The organism is Gluconobacter sp. Dm-74, assembly GCF_018256135.1.
Classification (GTDB): Bacteria; Pseudomonadota; Alphaproteobacteria; order Acetobacterales; family Acetobacteraceae; genus Gluconobacter; species Gluconobacter cadivus.
Genome location: NZ_JAERLX010000011.1, coordinates 42,239 through 61,891, shown reverse-complemented (window position 1 = coordinate 61,891; position 19,653 = coordinate 42,239). Strand labels below are relative to the sequence as shown.

Sequence of the window (19,653 nt, the reverse complement as noted above, 5' to 3'; positions counted from 1 at the left end):
CATGGCCCAGAACGATACCCAGCCCCCCGCCCTCGTAGACGTGTTCCAGAGCCTGGAGCGCGTGCGGCCGCAACTTGAAAAAGAGGCTCCCCAGCTTGCCGGTCAGATCACTCTGCTGGCGCAGAAGCAGCAGGATCCGGACCTCGCCGCCAATGACCGGTTTCGGACGAACGTGGCCTATGTGCTTCAGGATGCTGAGCGTCTGGTCGGTCCAGTCCTGCCTCAGGAGAGCGGGCTGCGCGAAGAGATGACGCAACGCGCCATGACCGTGCCCGGCCTGACGTCCGAGACCCTCAAGGACTTTATGCGACAGACCCCCGATCTGATGGATCAGCGGCTGGTTGACAACGTGCGCTCCGTTTCCGAGCAGGTGGCCTCCATGGGCGCTGACCAGCAGGGCAATCCGGAGATTGACGAGGTTCTGCACTCGCTAACGGATCGGGTCGCCAACGCCGCACGGTTCTCTACGCACGACCCGGAAGCGCAGACCGTCACAGAGAATGAACAAGCAGATGTCAGACCTGTGGAACCGGCCTCCGAGTTCGATGGGAGCCCTGAGCCACCGCCTTTTGAAGACGTCCCGGATGCTCCCGATCTGGATCACGAAGAAGGGCCGCAGGAGGAAGAGACTGTCGCTCCAGCGCGTTCGCCTGGACCCGAGGCCGCCGATAACAGGATGCACCCTTCGCCAGGTGGTGGTGACAGGAACAGTCAACCCGAGATGGATGGCCGCGCCCGCCCTCAGTCAACCGGAGCAGGACAAAATGAAAGCACAACCACGCAGAAGCCTGAGGGGGGAAGCAAGACTGGTCCGGCGCAGGATGCAGGGAGCCGCACGAAGACTGGTCCGTCCGAAAAGGCAGAAGACCAGCATGAGCAGAAGGACGATGAAAAGGTTGTCTATCAGGTGCGCGGTCCGGGTCTTTTTACCCGTCTCGCACAGGCCATTCGTCCCGAGGCTGTGCAGCAGACCGTAACGCCCGGGTCTAACTGGATGGCCAAGGCGCAGACGATGAACGCTGCCCATGGACAGCAGGCGGACGCCAACCATCTGGATCGGACGGAAGCCCTCGGCCTGAAGGCGCAGAGTGCTCTGGAAGCCGTGCAGAATACGCCTGCATCTTCGGTGATGCGTGAAATTGCAGACGCCGCAAAATCCGAGCCAAACGGCATGGATGGCGTGTTGAGCGAAATGCGGCCGGGAGGTCGGCATGAGGGCCTGCAATCACGATTTCAAGCCGAGCGGAGCACCAACCAGGCGTTCGCAGCGCAACTGAAAGAAGCGGGTGAAGCCGTCGCGGCCTATGGCGCTCACCGCGAAAAAGCCGCCGACATTGGGCTAGAGCGTGGGACAGAGGCTCAGGTTGAGCAGCGTTTCAACGGCCTGGACAGCAAGATTGGCGAACTCGCCAAGGGGGTGCCGGGAAAGGAAGCCGGGACCAGCATGGTCGAAGATCTCTCAGAGAAGGCGCGTGAGCTGCTGAAAAAGGCGGTCGAGGCCGTTGCCTCTGTCTTTCGGCCGTCTCCGTCCGCGTCCGCTAGCGCAAGCCCGGGAATGTAACTGATGATCTTCTTCAGACGGCTCAGCAGAACAGGTTGGGCGCTCTGCGCCCTGCCTCTCTCACTCGCAACAGGGATAGCTCACGCACAGTCGGTCACAGGCAACTCGACGTCCGGGAACTCCACCTACGGCGTGACCTGGAACATGCTCGATCCCGGTGATGACTGGGCCGCGACAATGATCAAGTCGGTCTTTCCGGTCTTCGGGTCGTCCTCGACCTCCACCGGCACCGAGGCCACGGTTATCGGAACCATGCTGGGCGATCTGTCCGGTTTCGTCATGGCGCTGGCCATGGCGTTTGTCTCTTACGTCATGATGATGAACATGCACCGCTCGGCTGAAACGTCGAAGGTGCTTGGTTCAAACCAGACGTCCATGAGCATCGTGCGGATGGCCTTCGGGGCTGTTATGATGCTTCCGGTGGCAGGTGGCTTCAGTGCCGGTCAGGCCGCGTTCGTCCAGGGATCTCTCTGGGGCGTCGGTATGGCGAAGACGGTCTATTCGTCGGCAGTGCAGGCGATCGGGCCAGACGGGAAAACCATCGCGCAGCCTATGGTGCCGGGCACGAAGACCATTGTGGCAGGCCTGATCGCCAATGAGATGTGCCGGGATCTGGTCAATCTGGCCTCATCCAATTCCAGCCTTGTGCCGGCTCCTACCGGTCAGCGCGTCTGGGTTCTTCCAGGCGCGGATGTCGGCGTCATCACCTACCCATATCAGATGACAACCGGGGATGGTCAGCCGGTCTGCGGCTCTGTGACCATTCAGGCGCCCCGGGCCGCGACAAAGGTTCTGGGCGTGACTGTGGATACGGCCGCCATGCAGCAGCAGATCCTCGACAGCGTCCTGGTTGGCGAGATCCGGCCACAGGTTCAGCAGGTTGCGAACCAATTCTGGCAGACCAAGAAGTCGTCCAGTCTCGCACCGCTCGTAGCCCTCATGACGCAGGCCACGAACGACTATACCAGCAAGCTGACGGCCAAGGCTGCCAGCATCCGCCAGCAGGTTCAGGCCGCCGTGATGCAGCGAAGCACAAGTTTTCAGGCGTGGAACAGCGGCACGAACGGAAGTGCTGCAAATACCAAGAACCGACTGGATAGCCTCGGCTGGACGGGCGCAGGGGCCTATTATCTTGAGTTCGCCCGACTCAACGGCGAGACCATGTCCCTGATGGCCTCAACGCCGAGCGTCAGCGCGCCAACCTATGCCGGCCTTGGCGAAGATCTACATGGGGACATCGCGCCGCTGATGCAGTCCATTGGTGCGCTTCTCGCCAATATCTCCAACATGGTTGTGACGCAGGACGGCATGAATGCTCCAGGCGGCAGCAGCGACCTTTACGCGGGTGTTACGCCAACAGGCGATGGCGCAGGCGTCCTGTCGCAGGTGGCGCGGTCTCTTCATCTGACTGACTACACACTCCAGACAGCCATGGCGTTCATCGAGCCGTCTGGTGCTGAGGGCTACTGGACGGATCCCTTCGGGAATCTCATGGGCCTGGGAAACTGGATGGTCACGACCGCCCTTCTGGTCATGGCATCAGCAGCGCTTCTCAGCTCGGACACCGGATCCGCGATTACAGCGGCTGGTGCGGCTTTGACGGGCAATTTTGCGGCTGCAACGGGTATTGGGGTCGGGCATATCGTTGTCAGTTTTCTCAGTACGCCCATTCTGTCGGGGTCCATGGCGCTCCTGGTTCCCGGCCTCATGCTGGCCTTTGTGCTGCCTATGGTGCCCTGGATCATGTGGATGGCAGCCGTTGCGGGCTGGCTTATTCTGGTCTGCGAAGGTGTGATTGCGGTTCCGCTCTGGATGCTCGCCCACATGACAATGTCGGGTGAAGGTCTTCATGGGCACGCGAAGGCAGGATACGCCCTGATCTTTAACGTCCTCTTTCGGCCGACCCTGATGCTGTTCGGACTTTTCCTCGGCTATTTCGTGTTTGATGCCATGTCCTGGCTGGTTCACCAGACGTTCGGGGTTGCCGCAGGGTTCGTGTTGTCGCATGGCTGGATCGTGACCAATCTGGTAGGCATTGTCGTGATGCTCGGCCTGTACGTGACGGTTCACATCACGCTGGCGCTGATGTGCTTCAGGTTGATTGGTATCCTTCCCGAACGCGTTCCGGCCATGATTGGCTTTCATGAAGGAAGCCGGGTCGATCTGGACCAGTTCTCTCGGGATGCAGCCGTCGTTGGTATGGCAGGAACCTTAAAAGGAATTGACAGTTCACTTAAGTCAGTGATGAAAAAAGAGGACGGTCAAGGCAAGGGTAGTCAAGGAGCAGCCGGGGACCGCAAACGGGTTATTGATACAACACTCTCCAAAACAACCTGAAGGTGGCAGCCGTGAGTAGTGATGGCAGTGGATTGAGCGGATGGGCTGGCTACGCTCTCGGGCGAATGGCAGCGGAAACAGACCTTGAAAACAGGCAGTTTGTCGAACGCTTCCAGAATCGCTTACGGCGCCGCAAAGAAGATAATCTTATCGACACCCTTACAGCGAAAGGCGTGGAGTTTCTTGATCACATTAAATGGCAAGAAGGGATCATGGCAGAGCGGAAAGCTCGGATCAGCGATCTCGAAAAGCAACTTGCCCAAGTGGCAGAGACTTTGGAGCGCCAGTGCGCCCTGACGAAAGAATGGGAAGAGTACGCCGATAAGGGCGATAGCAATCTGAGCCGCCTAAAGACTTGGGCTGACGATGCCGAAGCCTCACTCGCACGGTATCGTGCCCTCTACGGCCCTCTTCCACCAACAGAGAAAAGCAGCTCTTAGTCGCATCTCCCCTCGATAGGGTCTCCTTAATTCTTTGGGAGACCCTTCATGCGTTCTCGTACCTCTCTTTATCTCGCTGGATCTCTGCTCCTGGCAGGACCGGCAATGGGGCAGACCCAATGCGCCGTTCCTTCCCCTCCTCCCCAGACGTCCGCACCGCAAAAGGCCATAGCATCAGGGCCTCAGCCGACTGACGCAATCCAACGCCTGGTGCAGGCCGGAAGCGAGGTCCTGTGGGTAGAGCCACAGCACGGCCTCCAGACTGGCGTGGCTCATGGGGACAACCAGCTTCTTGTTTTCTTCACCCCGGAAAATCACAGCTTCATTATTGGCGGGACGCTTATTCCCGTCCCTTATGACCGCCTTCACGAGCTGATGGGCAAACGGGCGACAGATCTTGAGGTCTGGCACGGAACAAAGGGCATGTTTGTGCGCAATGGCGACCGCTTTCAGGTGCTCTATGCGACGCCAGACGGTCAGGCCGCCATCGCCGGCACTGTCTGGGACGCCGCGGGGAAGAACATCACCCGTCAGCAGATCCGCTATATTCTAGGAGCTGTCCCCACGGTTCGAATTGATGTCCCGGGCGGCGGAAAGGCCTCGGTCGGTTCGCTATCCGAGCAGATCTATGCCGGTGCAATCGGACAGAAGGGCGCGCCGGAGGTGATCATGTTCATTGATCCGCGCTGCACGTTCTCGATCCGCGCCATGCAGCTCCTTCAGCCCGCCGTCGATAGCGGCAAGCTGCGCCTGAGAGTCGTGCCGCTCTCGCTCTTGGACTATGAAGACGGGGGAGCCAGCACGCGCTACGCCAGGGCCATGACCTCCCTGCCCGCAGACGCCAGCATGGTTCAGGCCTGGACGTCCGGAGGCCTCTCGACTGCCCTGGATCAGCCTTCTGCCGAAGCGCAATCACGACTTGACGCGAACATGGCCGCCGCGAAGGCGGTCTCGCTGACGGGCACACCGACCTTCTTCTGGAAGCATCATGACGGATCTCTGGGGCGTCTCGACGGCGTGCCTCCCGATCTGGACAAGTTCCAGAAGGATGTCAGCCAGTGAGCGGGGCGAGCGAAAAGAAGGGAGTCCTGGCCAACACAGGCCGGGCCGCCCGGCTTGTTGTGGGTTCTCCATCCGTCGCAGTCGGGGCCACGAGTATCCGTGACGGCTACAGTCTGCTTCGGACACTCTGGGGCATTGTCCGGAGAAAGCCTGAGGCGGAGGACGGATTCCAAGTGGATGGAGCGGGTCGCATAGACCTACGTGCGACGGCAGAGATGTACGATGTCAGTCCGGCCGCAGTCGAGATCTATCTCCAGAACCAGCAAACCAAGACGTATCAACGGGCCTGGTCCGCAGGCCTCATTGGGGCTCTTTTGCTCGCGGCATGGATCATTGTAGGCCTTAGCGGCTCATGGCACAGCCAGACTCTCGTGACAGCGATCGAGATGATGCCGTTCTGGTTCGCTCTGGGGCTTTATATTCTGCAGAATGGCTGGCTGAACTGGCAGTTCCGCCAGAGGCAAAAGGCCGGCATGTTGGCCTATATCAGAGAGGCCGACACCCTTTTCCCTCGACGGCCCTGAAGCAGAAAGCGGCCCAGACGGGCCGCTTTTCTTTTAGAAGGTTCCGGGTGGGTGCGTGGAATTATTGTTGGGGCCACCAACGGCCCAGCCCGCGTGTTCGTAGTCCTCACGGCCTCCGGAATTATGCGGATCTTCGATTTTTACGATATGACCTTGCCGGTCATAGACAGGAGGTGCCCAGACGGCTCTTGACGACCCGTAGGCCGCGCCCGGCTCATAGCGAGCATGTTGAAGTGGGGGCGGCTTGGGGCCATGACCGGCCGAGACGTTGCCTGAGCAGGCCGCTAAAGCAAAAAATGCGATCGCAGGTAGGAAATATAGTTTCATTGACCAGTCTCCGCTTTGGTATCATGGAAACTGGCATGCACATCTGCGACTAAGGTGGCAAAAACGTCTCAGGCTTTGAAAGCGCGAGCTGATTCCTTATGAATGATAAAGGGATCTCCAGCCATGTCCGCTTCAAATGCACTGAATTTCTTCAAACATTCGCTTCTGAGTTCGAGAAATACAGTGTTTTGGCACTCTAGTTTTTTAAGCTCATCCACATAGCGAGCGCACTCTTCAACCTGATCAATATAGTCACGTATCAGGGCGGGAGATATAAAAACCATCGTTGACATCAAAGTAATGGTTTTATGGATTCCATCAATAAGAAATTGGGCTTGTGCGCACAAAGATAATTCATCGCATACGCTTAGTATCGAATATAATTCTTTATTATATTTCAGCACAACAGAACCCATCAGACACCTTTATTAATACCATATAAAACAAAAGTCTGACCGCACCAGGGTTCCAGGTACGGACCAAAACGACCTTTATTTATTTTATCTTCAATTTTCTCCTAACACGGAGATGTGAAAAGAAAAAAGTCTTCATTAACAAATTGTGAAAAAAAGTTATGAAAGGCCTCTTTTGTTCTCATAAGGTCCTAATAGGACCGCGCGGGAGCAGGGTAGAGATGAAAGTCGCAGATCGCCGTGATGTTCTCTGAACGGCGAGGAGAATGTGATGAGGATCTTTCTTTCTCGTTGCAGGACACGCATACAAGTCAGCCGCCTATTTGGGCTTGAAGAAGGAATTATTTGAGTGAGTTAGCCAGAGCCTAGATACGTTTAAGGCCCCGCTTTCACGAGGCCCTAAGAACGTAGTCCCATCGGTTTGGCGACCGATTGAACTGGATTGAAATTTCACTGCTGAATTTTCAATCCTACATTTCAGCCTCGAATGCAAGAGTTTCTTGCAAACGGGAGGGGCTTGTTTGAAGGGTTGGAGAGCAGGGCTTCGGAAACCCCGAAATCCTGAGAAGTTTTCCATGACCTATTCTCTTTCGTATGACCCCCACCAGGCGGGCGTGAGGCGCATCACCGCCGCCATGATCCTCGCGGAGATGCAGTGCGAGGCCCTGCCGCGAAGTGGTGCCAGCAAGGCGCAGATCCTCAGTGCGTTGCACACAGAGCCTCGTGCGCTTGGCCTTCAGCCGCGCCAGTCCGATCTGCTTGGCTTTCTGATCAGCCGCACGAAGCCGGTGGACTGGGAGGACGACAACCTCACAATCTGCGCCGTGCGCAATCGTGACATCTGCGAGCGGTTCGGCATCGAGCGGTCCACGGTCAAACGCTGGTTACGAGGCCTCAGCGAGTTAGGCTGGATCATCATGCGCGATAGTCCGAATCAACAGCGCTGGTTGAGACGTGACGGCCGCAATGGGGCCATCCTTGAGGGATACGGGTTCGATCTGTCGCCGCTCTCTCGGCGCTACGACGAAATGCTCCAACGCGTTGAGGCCTTCAGAGAGCGGGAGCGCGAAGGAAAGCGCCTGCACAAGCGTGCCATGATCCTGAGCCGCCGCATCACGGCCCTTTCTGCCACGGCGCTTGAGACGGTCAGCGACAAGGCAGAGGTCATGAGCATCCAGCAGAACGGGCATCAGCTCCTGGCGCTGCGTGGCAATGACCACGACCTGGACATTCTCTCTCCGCTGGTAGAGCAGATGGAGGGGCTGGTCGAGCGTCTGGAAGCCCTGATCGCAGGTGCTGACCCTGTGGAAATGGACCCCATGGGGCGCACTGATGGACCCCACAATACTGATACAAACCCAAATACGATACCTAAAGTTACTGTAAGCGGAGCCGGCTGCGCCGGCGTTGGCATAGAAGAAGGAGTAGTTGGGTCTGACAGTGCCTCCCCTGCCAAGGCCTCGCCGCTTCGGGGCTTCAAGGCCGGACCGAACTTCCTCCTTCAGCTCGTCCCGGACCTGCGCGATCTCTGCACCAGCAGCCGTCCCCATGAGGCCGAACTGATCGACGCCGTGGAGATGCTCACTGGCTCTCTGGGGATTTCGTCTCATGCCTGGCGTCAGGCGTGCAGTGTGATGGGTCGATATGAGGCGGCTGTCGCGGTGTGCGTCATTTCCGCCAAGGCGCGAAAGGGCAAAGTCCGGTCGTCCGGTGGCCTGCTACGGGCCATGATCGAGCGTCATCTGGACGGTACATTGGCTCTGGACCGGACGCTCTATGGCCTGGCGTCAGATCTTTCGGCCGACCGCACCTACCATTGAGGTGTCAGTCGCAGATGGGATCTGCAGAATGGGCGAGTGAAAGGAGAATTGTATGTTGGCACATGAGAAACAGGACGTAGCGGCTCTTAAGGCTCCAGCTCAGACCGGAGGAATTGCGGCGGATCGTCTTAGATCCATCATCGAGCGTGTCGAGCGGCTGGAAGAAGAGCGAAAGGTGCTGGCTGGCGATATCAAGGACATCTTCAGCGAGGCCAAGTCGGCTGGTTTCGACGTCAAGATCATCAAACAGATCCTGAAACTTCGGAAAATGGAGCCCGCCCAGGTCGAGGAGCAGGAAACCCTTCTGGACATTTACCGTCGTGCTCTGGGAATGTGAAACAGTAGTGTGTCCATTGCGGACACACCCGTTAGGAGAGAGCGAATTTCTACGCCAACAGTTGCGGCCTTATCCTACCGTGTGGCCATGGTGTCCGGAGCCGTTGGGATCAGCCTAATTCTCGCGGGGTATGCGCGACTGAAATATCTCCAGTCTCACCCCGCGTCATCTGGCTTGTCGGCCGCGACGACCGAGCGGCTTCTTGTGATCGTGTTCTGTGGAGCGATCATAAATATCGCCGTCGCTTTTCTTGTGTTCTGAAAATATGCAGAAGAATGGGCACAAACCTTTAAGAGATCTCCAACAGAAAATTTTATTGAAAGGTTTTCAGTACAACCTTTAATAAGATTGTTTTTCAAGTTCTCTGATAAAGGTTTGGGGCATGAAGCGAACTGAGCTATCCGGTGGTGTCCGTGAGCGTCTGGTCCGTCTTCCAGCCCCTTATCAAATCAGTCGTATTCTCAGCCGCCGCGAAGCCGTCAGCAGTTCGGCGATGGAAAGAACCCATAGCACCCTGGATGAACTTCTTATCGCCGACGAAGATGACGATCAGGCAGGGCAGACGGTTCGACAGGTTCGGGATACGCGCTGGCTTTGGAGCGGTTTGTACCATCGGCTCTCATCCATTGCGTAAATTTTTGCGCCCAAGCCGGGTTCCAGCGTGAGAGTGCGGGGCGATTGTGAATCATGTCGTCGACCGACCACTGAATGCGGCGTGTATCCATTTCGGATGTAACTTCGTTGTCCGGACACAGGATGTAGAAATCCTCATTGAATATCCGCTGCAGAAAATAATCTACGACCTGTTCCGCTGTCCATGCAGCCTCCGGTTTACGGTCATGAGGCCCATCCTTGCCGTGGAAATTCATAGGGGTCCATGTATAACCTGGTACCAGAAGGTGGGCCGAAACAGTTCCTCCCGTGGAGACTAGCAGTTCATGGGCCAACTGCTCCGTGAGCACCTTCACTGCTGCTTTGGCGACAGAATAGGCGGCGTGACCAGGCGGCGTAGTAATTCCTTCCTTGGAGCCAAGATTCACCACGGCCGATGGACGTTTTGCGGCGGTCATATGTGGCACGAATAGATGTTGTGCGCTGAGGACGGCGCGAAAATTTACGTTTAGAGTCCGATCCCATTCATCTGGTGAAGCCCATGGACCGGCTTTGCTCAGCACACCAACATTATTCACCAGTAATCCAACGTCCCCAAAGCGGGTTAACGTTTCGTCACGCAAGCGCAGAAGCACCGTATCATCGGTCACGTCACCCACGACAGTCAGTACGTCAACGGGAAGCGTGGGCGCCAGCGCCTCCAGCGCGTCTCCGTCCTGATCAAGAAGTGCCAAGCGCATCCCGCGGGTCGCAAATTCTCGGGCAAGAGCAGCACCAATGCCTTTTGCTGCACCGGTGATGACTGCGACACGATCCTTTGCGACGATTTTCCGCATTCTTTCTGACATGCACGTTGCTCCTTCTGTCTGGGGCACCAAGAAAGGTGATTTATCAACGGATCCTAGCGCAACCTCATAAGGCCTGGAATTGAGTCAAAAAGCACATGGTGTATGCTTACATTCAACAAATATGAATGAACGAGCGGGCGAAACGCATCATGCATCTTTCACGTGGAGATCTGGGAGATCTCAACCTGTTCTGCGCCATCGCCAAAACAGGTGGATTTCGCAAAACTGCAGCAGAACTGGATCTTTCTCCATCGGCCTTGAGCCACGCTATCCGCGGACTGGAAAAGCGCCTGGGTGTCCGTCTCTTTAACCGGACCAATCGCAGCGTCACGCTAACGCCGGCCGGACGGGAATTGCTCTCGCATGTCATATCAGGACTCTCGGAAATCACCAATGGGCTCGAAGCGCTCAATCGTTATCGGGACCGCCCTGCGGGTCAGTTACGTCTGAACGTACCGACGGATGCCGCCCGTCTGATTCTGGCTCCCGTTATAGCGGGCTATGTCGCCCTTTATCCCGAGGTGCGTCTGGAAGTCGCAGTGGATGATGTGGTGGAAGACATCATCGAACAGGGCTTTGATGCAGGTGTTCGCTATGGTGGCACAATACCGGAAGACATGATCGCGGTCCCGCTCTGTCCCGATCTAAGATGGGTGACAGTCGCATCGCCTGCCTATCTTGCTTCAGCTCCACCCCTTCGAGGCCCGGCCGACCTACACCAGCATCGCTGTATAGGGATCCGGATGGGAAGCGGAAAAATCTATCACTGGGAGCTGGAACGCGGCGAGGAGAAAGTCTTTTTGGACACGGACTGGTCAGTGATCGTCAACGAAACCGTTCTGTCTATCGAGATCGCCGAACGCGATGGGGGGATCAGTTACAACCTTGAAAGCCGGGCGGCAGTGCAGATTGCAAACGGGTCGCTCGTCAAGGTCCTGCCCGAATGGGCTTCTATGGGACCACCGCTCTTTCTGTATTATCCCAGTCGTCGGCAACTACCTGAAGCATTACGGGCTCTTATTCGCCTGGTACAGGAACAAAAGGCTGTCTACAGCAGTCCAGGTGAACAGGAGTGATCACCCCGTTGATTATAGCTCTTCGCCGATCATGTGGATTTTTAAGAATTGAGCGCTTATCTCCGGGGGGAGTGGCAGTAGATATTCCTTGCGATTTGTCACTCCGTTTTATCCAACTTTGGGAAGAGTGAAGACAGATGAGCAAACTTGCCATGATCAGCGGATCGTCCTCGGGCATTGGTTTCGAGATTGCATGTATCCTTGGCGGCATGGGTTATGATCTCGCCATCTCGGGGGCCAGCGATAAAATCCACGACGCCAAAACAGAACTCGAAAAGATCGGGGTGACAGTCTATGCCTTTCAGGCGGATGCAGCGACCTATGACGGCGTCGAAGGGTTCTGGCAGTTTACGAAAGATATTGGCAGAAACGTCGATATTGCCGTTCTCAATGTTGGCATCGGCCTGGGCGGTGCCTTTGTTGATAACAAGCTCGAAGATGATTTCCGGGTCATTGCCATCAACATCTCCGGGACGGTGCATCTGGCCAAGCGTGTAGTGCAGCACATGGTGCCCAACAAGGCCGGCCGGATCATGATTGTCTCGTCCCTCTCGGCAACCACACCGACGCCTTACGAAACGGTCTATGGTCCCTCCAAGGCATTCGGTTTTATGTTTGCAGAATCCCTGCGTGAAGAGCTTCGCGATACGGGCGTGGGTGTCACTGCTCTGCTCCCGGGTGCAACAAACACGCGTTTTCACAAGAATGCCGGCATGGCCACCAGCAAGATCGACCACGGGCCGAAAAATGATTTGCATATCGTAGCGCAGCAGGGTGTCGACGCTCTCATGCAAGATGAAGATATGGTCGTTGGCGGCGATGCCGCAACCAAGCAGCAGGCTATCGACAACCGCACGACACCTGAGACGGTGAAAGCGGCTCGTCATGCCGTCCTTTGCAAACTGAACGGCGTCGTCTGATCAGGTAAAGCACTGCTGACATGGTGTCGGATTGTTGCGGGCGGACTCTGTCGTCTGTCCGCAACTCAATGAGCACCCAAGGGACAAGTTCATGTCATCAAAACGAATGTTTCAGGCCCCTGAAATTAGCCGTTACCGTGTCGGCGAGTTCGCCGTAACGGTTCTGAGTGACGGCTCTCTGGACGGATCATTCGACATGCTTGAAGGCATCGACAATGATGAGGTATTATCACTTTTGATCGCGGCGAATGTCTCATCTTTGCCGCGTATGTTCATTAATGCTTTTATCGTCGAAATCGGAACACAGACCATTTTGATTGATGGGGGTGCCGGAAATATCAACGGGTGGGGCGGACGTCTGGTTCCTGCCATGGTTGCTGCAGGTTATGATCCCCTACAGATCGACACGATCCTTCTCACACATGGGCACAGCGACCATGTTGGAGGTTTGGCCGGTCCTCTCGCCACAAAACATTTCCGTAACGTCAAAAAAGTTTTCCTGCATAGGGCGGAACTGAATTTCTGGCGAGACGATGAGGCACGCAAGGTTGCATCTGCCGATTATCAGCGTCTGTTCGACGTGGCATGCAACGTCCTTGATGCTTACCAGCAGCAGCTCACACCTTTCGAGGACGGAGATGTTCTGCTTCCCGGGATCACAGCTGTCCATTTACCAGGACATACACCAGGTCATTCCGGTTATCTTTTGGAAAGCGAAGGCGACTCCCTCCTGGTCTGGGGAGATATCCTGCATTTCCCTTATATTCAGGTGGCACGTCCTGACGCCACATTTGCCTTCGATTACACTCCCGATTTGGCTGCAAAAACACGTCGTAAGATTCTCACCGAGCTTTCCCAGAATGGTCGATATGTAACGGGTGTACACTTCAATGCACCCGTTAGAGCAAAAATAGAAACTCTCGGAGATTCGTTCCAAATATTTTACGAGCAACAGTCTCGCGATGTTGATTAGCGGCTCTTACTAAAAAGCACTCGGCTCTAGGAAAAAGAGGAATTGTGCAATTTTAGGGTGCTATCGCCATCAGGCTCCCCCGACCCCATGACCGATCATTGTCATAGGGTCGGCGAGCCGATCGAATGTCTGCTCATCAATATAGCCGCTTTTGAGAGCAGCGTCCCTAAGTGTCATATCCTGCTCCATCGCCACATGGGCAATGGCAGAGGCTTTATCGTATCCGATATCAGGACTTAGTGCTGTTACCAGCATGATCGACCGTGAGACCATTTCACGAATACGTTTCAGATTAAGTTCTGTACCTTCGACAGAATACTGACGGAATTTCTGGCAACCATCAGACAAAATACGGATTGCATGCAGGACGTTATTGATGACGATCGGTCGCATGGCGTTGAGTTCGAAATTGCCCTGACTGCCGGCGAAAGCGACCGAGGTATCATCACCAATGACCTGGATCGCGATCATGACGAGGGCCTCGCATTGAGTAGGATTGACCTTGCCCGGCATGATCGACGATCCGGGCTCATTTTCTGGCAGCCGCAACTCACCCAACCCGCATCGTGGCCCGGAAGCCAGCCAGCGCATGTCGTTGGCGATCTTCATGAGTGCTACGGCCACGCCTCGCAAAGCTGCGCTCATGCGAACCATGGCATCTAGAGTACCTTGGGCGGAAAATTTATTTGGCGCTGTAACATATGGCTCGCCTGTTAGTTGGGCTATGGCATTGGCCATATCGACGCTGAAACCTTTAGGTGCATTTAGGCCGGTTCCAACTGCGGTACCGCCAATCGCGAGTTCGAATAACCCTGCACGTCCCAGCTTCAGGTTTGCGATGGTCTCTCGGATCTGATGAGCATAGCCGGACCACTCTTGCCCAACCGTCAGCGGTACGGCGTCTTCGAGGTGAGTGCGTCCGATCTTGACAACGTCCATCCAGCACCCTGCTTTTTCCTCGATGGTGGTGGCCAGAGCGTCCAGCTCCGGAAGCAGGCGCTTATCAAGCAGTGTAAGTGTCGCAATATGCATCGCTGTGGGGAAACTGTCGTTGCTCGACATGCCCATGTTAACGTCGTCGTTTGGGTGAACAGGGTTTTTGCTACCGAGTGTTCCACCTAAAAGCTGGATCGCCCGGTTGGACACCACTTCGTTGATGTTCATGTTGCTCTGTGTCCCCGATCCAGTCTGCCAGACAAAGAGCGGGAAATGAGCATCCAGTTCGCCAGCAATGACCTCGTCACAAGCTTGAATAATTGCACCTGCTTTGAGAGCAGTCAGGCGACCACCTGCCGCGTTGACCTGCGCTGCAGCTTTCTTGACGATCCCATAGGCATGATAGACTTCCATTGGCATCCGGTCGTTGCCGATGGAAAAATGCTCAAGACTGCGCTGCGTCTGGGCACCCCAGTAGCGGTCGGCTGGGACGTCGATCCGCCCCATTGAGTCTGTTTCGACACGCGTTCCCGAAACGTTGAGGCCAATCGAGGTGTCTCGCAGATGAAGCGGAAGAGCCACGGATCAGTTCTCCTCTAACGTAGAGTATTCCGGACGGTAGAGCTTAGCTTCAATCCAGTCCACGATGTCTTCGGGTTCAGGAACCTGAGCCAGGCCCGATTTGAAGATTTGACGCGCGACTTTGATGGCCGTGTTGATCTCCACACGTAGGACATCTTTTTGCGGCGGAAAAAGCAGGCCATGGGTACGTTGTTCCGTTGTGACCTGTTCAGCGGTTGCCTTCGCAGCTTCAAGGAAGACCTCGTCGGTGATGCGTCGTGCCTGTGTTGCCCAGACAGCCAGTGCCACGGCGGGGAAGATATAAAAATTATTGGCCTGTCCGGGGGTGAGCGTTTTGCCATTCAAAGTAACATCGTCGAACTGGACGCCAGCAGCGAAGAGGGCACGGCCGTCTGTCCAGCGATAAGCTTGCTCCGCGGTACATTCCGCCTTGTCGGTGGGATTGGAGAGCGCGAAAATAACGGGCTTGTCGTTGATGCTCGCCATGGTGCGAACGACTTCCTCGGTGAAGCCACCCGCGTTGGTGCTAACGCCGATCAGAACAGTGGGCTTAATGGCTCTGACTGCCGCCGCAAGGTCTTTCGTCGCGGCATGGGAGTGGGCGAACACTTTCTGAGACGGATTAAGATCCTGCCGCGAAGGTTCGATCAAACCGTTGATATCCATCATGGAAATGCGGGTGCGGGCGTCAGCTTCAGAAAGACCTTCGTCCTGTAATGCACTCACGATCATATTTGCGATACCGATCCCGGCAGACCCTGCACCGTAGAACAGGATACGCTGTTCTTTCAGCGCCTCGCCTTTGATCGACAGGGCGGTGTCGAGGCCCGCGATCGTAATGGCCGCAGTCCCCTGAATATCGTCATTATAGCAAAGGATTTTGTCACGGTATCGCGCCAGTAGGCGGATGGCATCGTCTCCTTTCCAGTCTTCAAAATGTAAGCAGCAACGAGGATAAAGCTCTTGAATGGCTGCCACGAGTTCATCAACGAATGCGTCGAGTTCGTCTGACGATGGGGGTGCCTGCCGCAAACCGAGATAGAGTGGATCGTCAATCAACTCCTGATTGGTTGTACCGATATCCAGTAACATTGGCATCAGGCCCTGAGGCGGGATGGCGGCGCAGGCCGTATAGAGCTGCAGTTTGCCTACCGGGATCCCCATGCCATTGGCTCCGATATCTCCGAGCCCCAGAATACGGCCGCCGGAACTGACGCAAATGAAGCGCACATCTTTTTCGGGCCAGTTGGCGAGTATCTCTTTCACACGACCTTTGTGACGTAGCGAAAGATACATCCCCTGTGGTCTCTCGAAGAGACGGCTGTACTGAAGGCAGGCATCAGCGATTGTCGGATCGTAAACAATGGGAAGAAAGCGCTTCGGATCAGACATCACAACCTTGAAGAACAGGGTCTCGTTACGCTGTGACAATCCGTTCAGATGGAGAAAGCGCTCGAGATCGTTACTCTTGCTGTCAAGCTGCCATAGGACGCGCTCCATCTGCCGATCAAGGGTTTCGACGGCGTCTGGCAAGAGGCCGAGCGTACCATTCTTGTGCCGCTCTTCGTTTGTGAAGGCAGTTTCGCGGTTGTGAACCGCATCCAGAAGGGGAGGGAGTGAAGGTACAGTGCGATCGGACGTCATGTCTGTCTCCGTTCATTGATGTACTCACAATGGATGTGTGTTTATCGCGCTGGTAGTCACATAAAAGACATTGTATCTGTGTTTAAAATGCAAAGATGGTACTCTCAATGCACGATGACGCTGGTGATCTGAGATTTTTCGTACTTCTCGTTGAAGCGGGGAATCTGACTGCAGTCGCGCGTCACCTCAACGTTTCGGCAGGAGCTTCCAGTCGAAGACTGGCTCGGCTGGAGGAGCGGCTTGGCGTACGTCTGGTCACAAGGACATCAAGACGCTTCGACCTGACGGACGAGGGACAGACGTTTTATGAGCGTGCTGCAGAGATCATGATTGATATCGAGGCGGCTGAAGCAGAGATTTCTGCCAATCAGAAGGAGCTTCGTGGTGTCCTGCGGATCGGGGCGCCACTTGAACTGGGGCGCCGTCGGTTGGCTGATTTTGTCAGTAAATTTGCCGATCGTTTTCCAAAGCTGCGTGTGCATCTCCTCCTGTCAGACGAAGGACTGGATGTCGTTAATAGTCGCCTTGACCTAGCCATTCGGATTGGAATGCCAAATGAAGCAGGAACTGTCGCGACGAAGATCATGAATAGTGAACGGGTCATCTGCGCTTCTCCAGCCTATCTCGAGAGGTTTGGCATGCCGACCACCCTTGCCCAGTTAACTGAGCACCGTTGTATTTGCCTGATGCGGGGGCATGAACTGGGGATGCTCGACCAGTGGAGACTATCTCGTTCGGGTGAAGCTCAGATTGTAGAGGTAACTCCTCATCTCTCGACGACGAGCGGCGAAGTGGTGCATGACTGGGCCCTCAAGGGCAAAGGCATCGTATTCAAAGTCTTGTGGGACGTCAGCGACGACCTGCAACGCGGTAGGTTGGTCCGTCTTTTTCCAGAGTATCAGGGGGAAACAATCGGGCTATTTGCAACGATGCCCAGTCGACGCAACGTCCCTCTACGCGTTAAAACTTTTCTCGATAATTTAAGAGACTTTTTGGCGCACCCTCAGTCTTGATTATATGAGGAGAGGTAAGTGTCGATACATTATGAAAATAAAACAGAGGAAGACCAGTAAACGTTGATACGCATAATACGTTAACGATATCGGAACGTTTTACACCGTATTAACCCTGAAAAGGGAAAGACAATGAACCGGCATTTCAAAATTGGTGAAACGACGATTTCTGTGTTGCCTTATTTCCAACCAATTGTATCAATGAAATCTGATCAAATTATTGGTTATGAAGTTTTGAGTAGATTTTTTGATTGTGGAAAACTTCTCGATACCAAGAAAAGTATCGAGCGGTTCGAAAATAAAAAACTCCTTGATGGACTCCTTATTTTTCTTTTGGAATATACTTTCCGTCACCGACTTAAATTCAATCCCAACCTGTTTTTCTCGTTTAATCTTTCACCATCGCAGATATCGGATGCCTGTATTCTTGATGGCATCCTGTCCCTCATCAGCCTCTATGAGTTCCCGCACGAGCGCATCAAAATCGAAATTACTGAAAGCGTGATTATTTCTGATCTCGCGCTTTGTACTGAATTTATGACAAAGCTGAATACAACCGGAATTTCCTTCGTCATGGACGATTTCGGCACCGGCTATTCAAGTCTCACGATCCTGAGTTCTTTGCCATTTTCAGGTGTAAAAATTGACCAGAAATTCGTGCATTCCTGTGTCAGTCGTAAGGAGGATAGAAAAATAATATCTGCGATTGTTGGCTTGGCGAATAGCCTCGATATTGACGTGATTGCAGAAGGGATAGAGACGGTCGAGCAGGCAGATCTGTTACGGAAAATTGGTTGTACGAAAGGGCAGGGGTATCTGTTCAGTCCTCCTCGGCCATTAAAAAGGATTGGAAACCCGAATTCCAATCCGGTGGTACATACGGAAAACGAATATCAAAGACTATCTATTGAAGAGAGGGCATTTCAAATATCATCTCTCTATAATTCGAGAGAAGTTGCGATTTGTTTTATAGATCGAGACTATATCATCCGGGATGCTAGTATGACATTCTGTCGTCGGATTGGTTTTGACAAAAAAGAGGTTATTGGTGCCGATATCCATGTGCTTCTGCCTGATACGCGTACGATGCTCGAATGGTTGAAGTCTTTTAGAGAACGCGGTCTACCTTATCCTCCCTACAGGTTTACGCGGGAGAGTGGTGACATCGACCTTGTTATGCTGACCCAGGTCAGGGACGAATCAGAAGAAATTCTAGGTTATTCAATTATTTCACTCGAAATATTTAACAAGACAATTAATGGGATAATGGCGCAGAAACGGCTGAACGTCTGGTAACCTGCATATTCTGGAAGTCATTCGGGAAGACGCCTTCTCTCTGATGTAATTACAGCTCAGAGCCTGTTTGGAAAATCGGTCTGATGTGATTCAAGCTCTGGATGTGGACGCCAGAGCAGAGGGGCCGGATGGCCAGGATCAGCCGCAAGACGAAACGCTACCCGTCTGACATGACGGACGAGGAATGGGAGCGGATTGCGCCATTGATGCCAGGCCCTGGGCGTCGTGGCCGTCCACGGGAAGTCGAATTCCGTGAGGTGATCAACGCGGTGCGTTATCTTGTTCGTTCAGGCTGCGGTTGGCGCATGCTGCCGATCCATTTCGGACACTGGCGCACGGTCTATGGCTGGTTTCGGGAACTGGCGCGACGGTTCCTGTTCCAGACCATTCATGACGTTGAACTGATGCTCGACCGGGAGCAGTCAGGCCGCGAGGCCAGTCCGACAGCGGCGGTGATCGACAGCCAGAGCATCAAGGCGCCTCATGCAAAGACAAGGGGTTACGATGCCGGCAAGAAGGTCGTCGGACGCAAGCGCCATATTGCCGTCGATACGGACGGGCGCCTCCTGATGGTCAACCTGACCCCGGCCGACATCTCCGACAGTGCCGGCGCCCAGATGATCCTGGATGCGATCCGCAAGCGTTGGCCATGGGTGAAGCATCTGTTCGCCGATGGCGCCTATGACCGCCTGCAGTTGATGGACAAGGCGACTTATCTGAATTTCATCGTCGAGATCATCCGCCGCCGCGACGGAGCAAAGGGCTTCGAGGTGCTGCCGCGACGCTGGGTGGTCGAGAGGACCTTCGGCTGGATGACCCGCTGGCGGCGGCTCGTGCGTGACTACGAACGCCGCGTCGACGTGTCACAGGCCATGATCTTCGTCGCCATGGGCGCCAATCTCATGCGCAGAAATGCTCACCCGTGATTTTCC

At 55.0% G+C, this 19,653-nt stretch carries 19 protein-coding genes; 14 read left to right on the top strand and 5 right to left on the bottom strand.

Annotated features, from left to right (window positions below; all coding sequences use genetic code 11):
* The first annotated feature begins 1 nt into the window (after position 1).
* Genes JK208_RS13570 through JK208_RS13550 form a run of 5 tightly spaced genes read left to right on the top strand, consistent with a single transcriptional unit; the run spans position 2 to position 5,924 of the window.
* A complete protein-coding gene (locus JK208_RS13570; protein ID WP_077804214.1) occupies positions 2-1,561 on the top strand; it encodes a hypothetical protein in 1,560 nt (519 codons plus the stop codon).
* 3 nt (positions 1,562-1,564) lie between these two features.
* Positions 1,565-3,898: a DotA/TraY family protein gene (locus tag JK208_RS13565; protein WP_194268048.1), complete on the top strand. Its 2,334-nt coding sequence runs from the start codon at positions 1,565-1,567 to the stop codon at positions 3,896-3,898.
* Positions 3,899-3,909: 11 nt separating this feature from the next.
* On the top strand, positions 3,910-4,338 hold the full coding sequence (locus JK208_RS13560; protein ID WP_328750155.1) for a hypothetical protein: 429 nt from the start codon (positions 3,910-3,912) through the stop codon (positions 4,336-4,338).
* Between the two features lie 48 nt (positions 4,339-4,386).
* Positions 4,387-5,400, top strand: coding sequence for a thiol:disulfide interchange protein (locus tag JK208_RS13555; RefSeq protein WP_211576439.1), 1,014 nt, complete (start codon positions 4,387-4,389; stop codon positions 5,398-5,400).
* The gene (locus JK208_RS13550) at positions 5,397-5,924 is read left to right on the top strand and encodes a hypothetical protein (RefSeq protein ID WP_194268046.1); all 528 of its coding nucleotides are present in this window, start codon (positions 5,397-5,399) and stop codon (positions 5,922-5,924) included. The genes JK208_RS13555 and JK208_RS13550 overlap by 4 nt, the downstream gene beginning before the upstream one ends.
* Positions 5,925-5,957: 33 nt before the next feature.
* Here the strand turns inward: JK208_RS13550 and JK208_RS13545 are convergent, their stop codons facing one another.
* Both JK208_RS13545 and JK208_RS13540 read right to left on the bottom strand, forming a co-directional pair.
* A complete protein-coding gene (locus JK208_RS13545; RefSeq protein ID WP_194268045.1) occupies positions 5,958-6,251 on the bottom strand; it encodes a hypothetical protein in 294 nt (97 codons plus the stop codon).
* A 68-nt stretch (positions 6,252-6,319) separates the two neighbouring features.
* A complete protein-coding gene (locus JK208_RS13540) occupies positions 6,320-6,667 on the bottom strand; it encodes a hypothetical protein (protein ID WP_149026847.1) in 348 nt (115 codons plus the stop codon).
* A 572-nt stretch (positions 6,668-7,239) separates the two neighbouring features.
* Here JK208_RS13540 and repC point away from each other — a divergent pair.
* From repC to JK208_RS13525, 3 genes are all read left to right on the top strand, one after another.
* Positions 7,240-8,484: a plasmid replication protein RepC gene (repC, locus tag JK208_RS13535; RefSeq protein ID WP_077804219.1), complete on the top strand. Its 1,245-nt coding sequence runs from the start codon at positions 7,240-7,242 to the stop codon at positions 8,482-8,484.
* A 52-nt stretch (positions 8,485-8,536) separates the two neighbouring features.
* On the top strand, positions 8,537-8,821 hold the full coding sequence (locus tag JK208_RS13530) for a DUF2312 domain-containing protein (protein ID WP_077804220.1): 285 nt from the start codon (positions 8,537-8,539) through the stop codon (positions 8,819-8,821).
* A 382-nt stretch (positions 8,822-9,203) separates the two neighbouring features.
* Positions 9,204-9,455, top strand: coding sequence for a Fic/DOC family N-terminal domain-containing protein (locus tag JK208_RS13525; protein ID WP_235993406.1), 252 nt, complete (start codon positions 9,204-9,206; stop codon positions 9,453-9,455).
* On the opposite strand, the gene JK208_RS13520 is transcribed toward JK208_RS13525, so the two are convergent.
* Complete coding sequence (locus tag JK208_RS13520) at positions 9,349-10,281, bottom strand: SDR family oxidoreductase (protein WP_235993405.1); 933 nt, start codon at positions 10,279-10,281, stop codon at positions 9,349-9,351. The genes JK208_RS13525 and JK208_RS13520 overlap by 107 nt on opposite strands.
* 149 nt (positions 10,282-10,430) lie before the next feature.
* Here JK208_RS13520 and JK208_RS13515 point away from each other — a divergent pair, with 149 nt between their 5' ends.
* The 3 genes from JK208_RS13515 to JK208_RS13505 all read left to right on the top strand — a co-directional run bounded on the left by JK208_RS13515 (position 10,431) and on the right by JK208_RS13505 (position 13,250).
* A complete protein-coding gene (locus JK208_RS13515; protein ID WP_077804244.1) occupies positions 10,431-11,357 on the top strand; it encodes a LysR family transcriptional regulator in 927 nt (308 codons plus the stop codon).
* Between the two features lie 137 nt (positions 11,358-11,494).
* Entirely contained in the window at positions 11,495-12,277 is a 783-nt protein-coding gene (locus JK208_RS13510; RefSeq protein ID WP_194268044.1) for an SDR family oxidoreductase, read from the top strand.
* Positions 12,278-12,368: 91 nt separating this feature from the next.
* On the top strand, positions 12,369-13,250 hold the full coding sequence (locus JK208_RS13505) for an MBL fold metallo-hydrolase (RefSeq protein ID WP_167369419.1): 882 nt from the start codon (positions 12,369-12,371) through the stop codon (positions 13,248-13,250).
* Positions 13,251-13,319: 69 nt separating this feature from the next.
* Here JK208_RS13505 and fumC read toward each other — a convergent pair whose 3' ends face one another.
* Positions 13,320-14,768: a class II fumarate hydratase gene (gene fumC, locus JK208_RS13500; protein WP_211571181.1), complete on the bottom strand. Its 1,449-nt coding sequence runs from the start codon at positions 14,766-14,768 to the stop codon at positions 13,320-13,322.
* Between the two features lie 3 nt (positions 14,769-14,771).
* Positions 14,772-16,412: an NAD-dependent malic enzyme gene (locus JK208_RS13495; protein WP_211576438.1), complete on the bottom strand. Its 1,641-nt coding sequence runs from the start codon at positions 16,410-16,412 to the stop codon at positions 14,772-14,774.
* Positions 16,413-16,519: 107 nt separating this feature from the next.
* On the opposite strand from JK208_RS13495, the gene JK208_RS13490 reads away from it, so the two are divergent.
* From JK208_RS13490 to JK208_RS13480, 3 genes are all read left to right on the top strand, one after another.
* A complete protein-coding gene (locus JK208_RS13490) occupies positions 16,520-17,425 on the top strand; it encodes a LysR family transcriptional regulator (protein ID WP_077804225.1) in 906 nt (301 codons plus the stop codon).
* 132 nt (positions 17,426-17,557) lie between these two features.
* Positions 17,558-18,721 carry an EAL domain-containing protein gene (locus JK208_RS13485; protein ID WP_211576437.1) on the top strand — a complete coding sequence of 388 codons (1,164 nt, stop codon included), beginning with the start codon at positions 17,558-17,560 and terminating at the stop codon, positions 18,719-18,721.
* 101 nt (positions 18,722-18,822) lie between these two features.
* Complete coding sequence (locus JK208_RS13480; RefSeq protein WP_077804227.1) at positions 18,823-19,647, top strand: IS5 family transposase; 825 nt, start codon at positions 18,823-18,825, stop codon at positions 19,645-19,647.
* Positions 19,648-19,653: the final 6 nt, after the last annotated feature.

What these genes read in the sequence shown, in the direction of transcription:
- JK208_RS13485 (WP_211576437.1), top strand. Translation starts at nt 17,558, where the DNA reads ATGAACCGGCATTTCAAAATTGGTGAAACGACGATTTCTGTGTTGCCT.
- repC (WP_077804219.1), top strand. Translation starts at nt 7,240, where the DNA reads ATGACCTATTCTCTTTCGTATGACCCCCACCAGGCGGGCGTGAGGCGC.
- JK208_RS13540 (WP_149026847.1), bottom strand. Translation starts at nt 6,667, where the DNA reads ATGGGTTCTGTTGTGCTGAAATATAATAAAGAATTATATTCGATACTA.
- JK208_RS13505 (WP_167369419.1), top strand. Translation starts at nt 12,369, where the DNA reads ATGTCATCAAAACGAATGTTTCAGGCCCCTGAAATTAGCCGTTACCGT.
- JK208_RS13530 (WP_077804220.1), top strand. Translation starts at nt 8,537, where the DNA reads ATGTTGGCACATGAGAAACAGGACGTAGCGGCTCTTAAGGCTCCAGCT.
- JK208_RS13490 (WP_077804225.1), top strand. Translation starts at nt 16,520, where the DNA reads ATGCACGATGACGCTGGTGATCTGAGATTTTTCGTACTTCTCGTTGAA.
- JK208_RS13515 (WP_077804244.1), top strand. Translation starts at nt 10,431, where the DNA reads ATGCATCTTTCACGTGGAGATCTGGGAGATCTCAACCTGTTCTGCGCC.
- JK208_RS13545 (WP_194268045.1), bottom strand. Translation starts at nt 6,251, where the DNA reads ATGAAACTATATTTCCTACCTGCGATCGCATTTTTTGCTTTAGCGGCC.
- JK208_RS13495 (WP_211576438.1), bottom strand. Translation starts at nt 16,412, where the DNA reads ATGACGTCCGATCGCACTGTACCTTCACTCCCTCCCCTTCTGGATGCG.
- JK208_RS13480 (WP_077804227.1), top strand. Translation starts at nt 18,823, where the DNA reads ATGTGGACGCCAGAGCAGAGGGGCCGGATGGCCAGGATCAGCCGCAAG.
- JK208_RS13570 (WP_077804214.1), top strand. Translation starts at nt 2, where the DNA reads ATGGCCCAGAACGATACCCAGCCCCCCGCCCTCGTAGACGTGTTCCAG.
- JK208_RS13520 (WP_235993405.1), bottom strand. Translation starts at nt 10,281, where the DNA reads ATGTCAGAAAGAATGCGGAAAATCGTCGCAAAGGATCGTGTCGCAGTC.
- JK208_RS13510 (WP_194268044.1), top strand. Translation starts at nt 11,495, where the DNA reads ATGAGCAAACTTGCCATGATCAGCGGATCGTCCTCGGGCATTGGTTTC.
- JK208_RS13565 (WP_194268048.1), top strand. Translation starts at nt 1,565, where the DNA reads ATGATCTTCTTCAGACGGCTCAGCAGAACAGGTTGGGCGCTCTGCGCC.
- JK208_RS13555 (WP_211576439.1), top strand. Translation starts at nt 4,387, where the DNA reads ATGCGTTCTCGTACCTCTCTTTATCTCGCTGGATCTCTGCTCCTGGCA.
- JK208_RS13525 (WP_235993406.1), top strand. Translation starts at nt 9,204, where the DNA reads ATGAAGCGAACTGAGCTATCCGGTGGTGTCCGTGAGCGTCTGGTCCGT.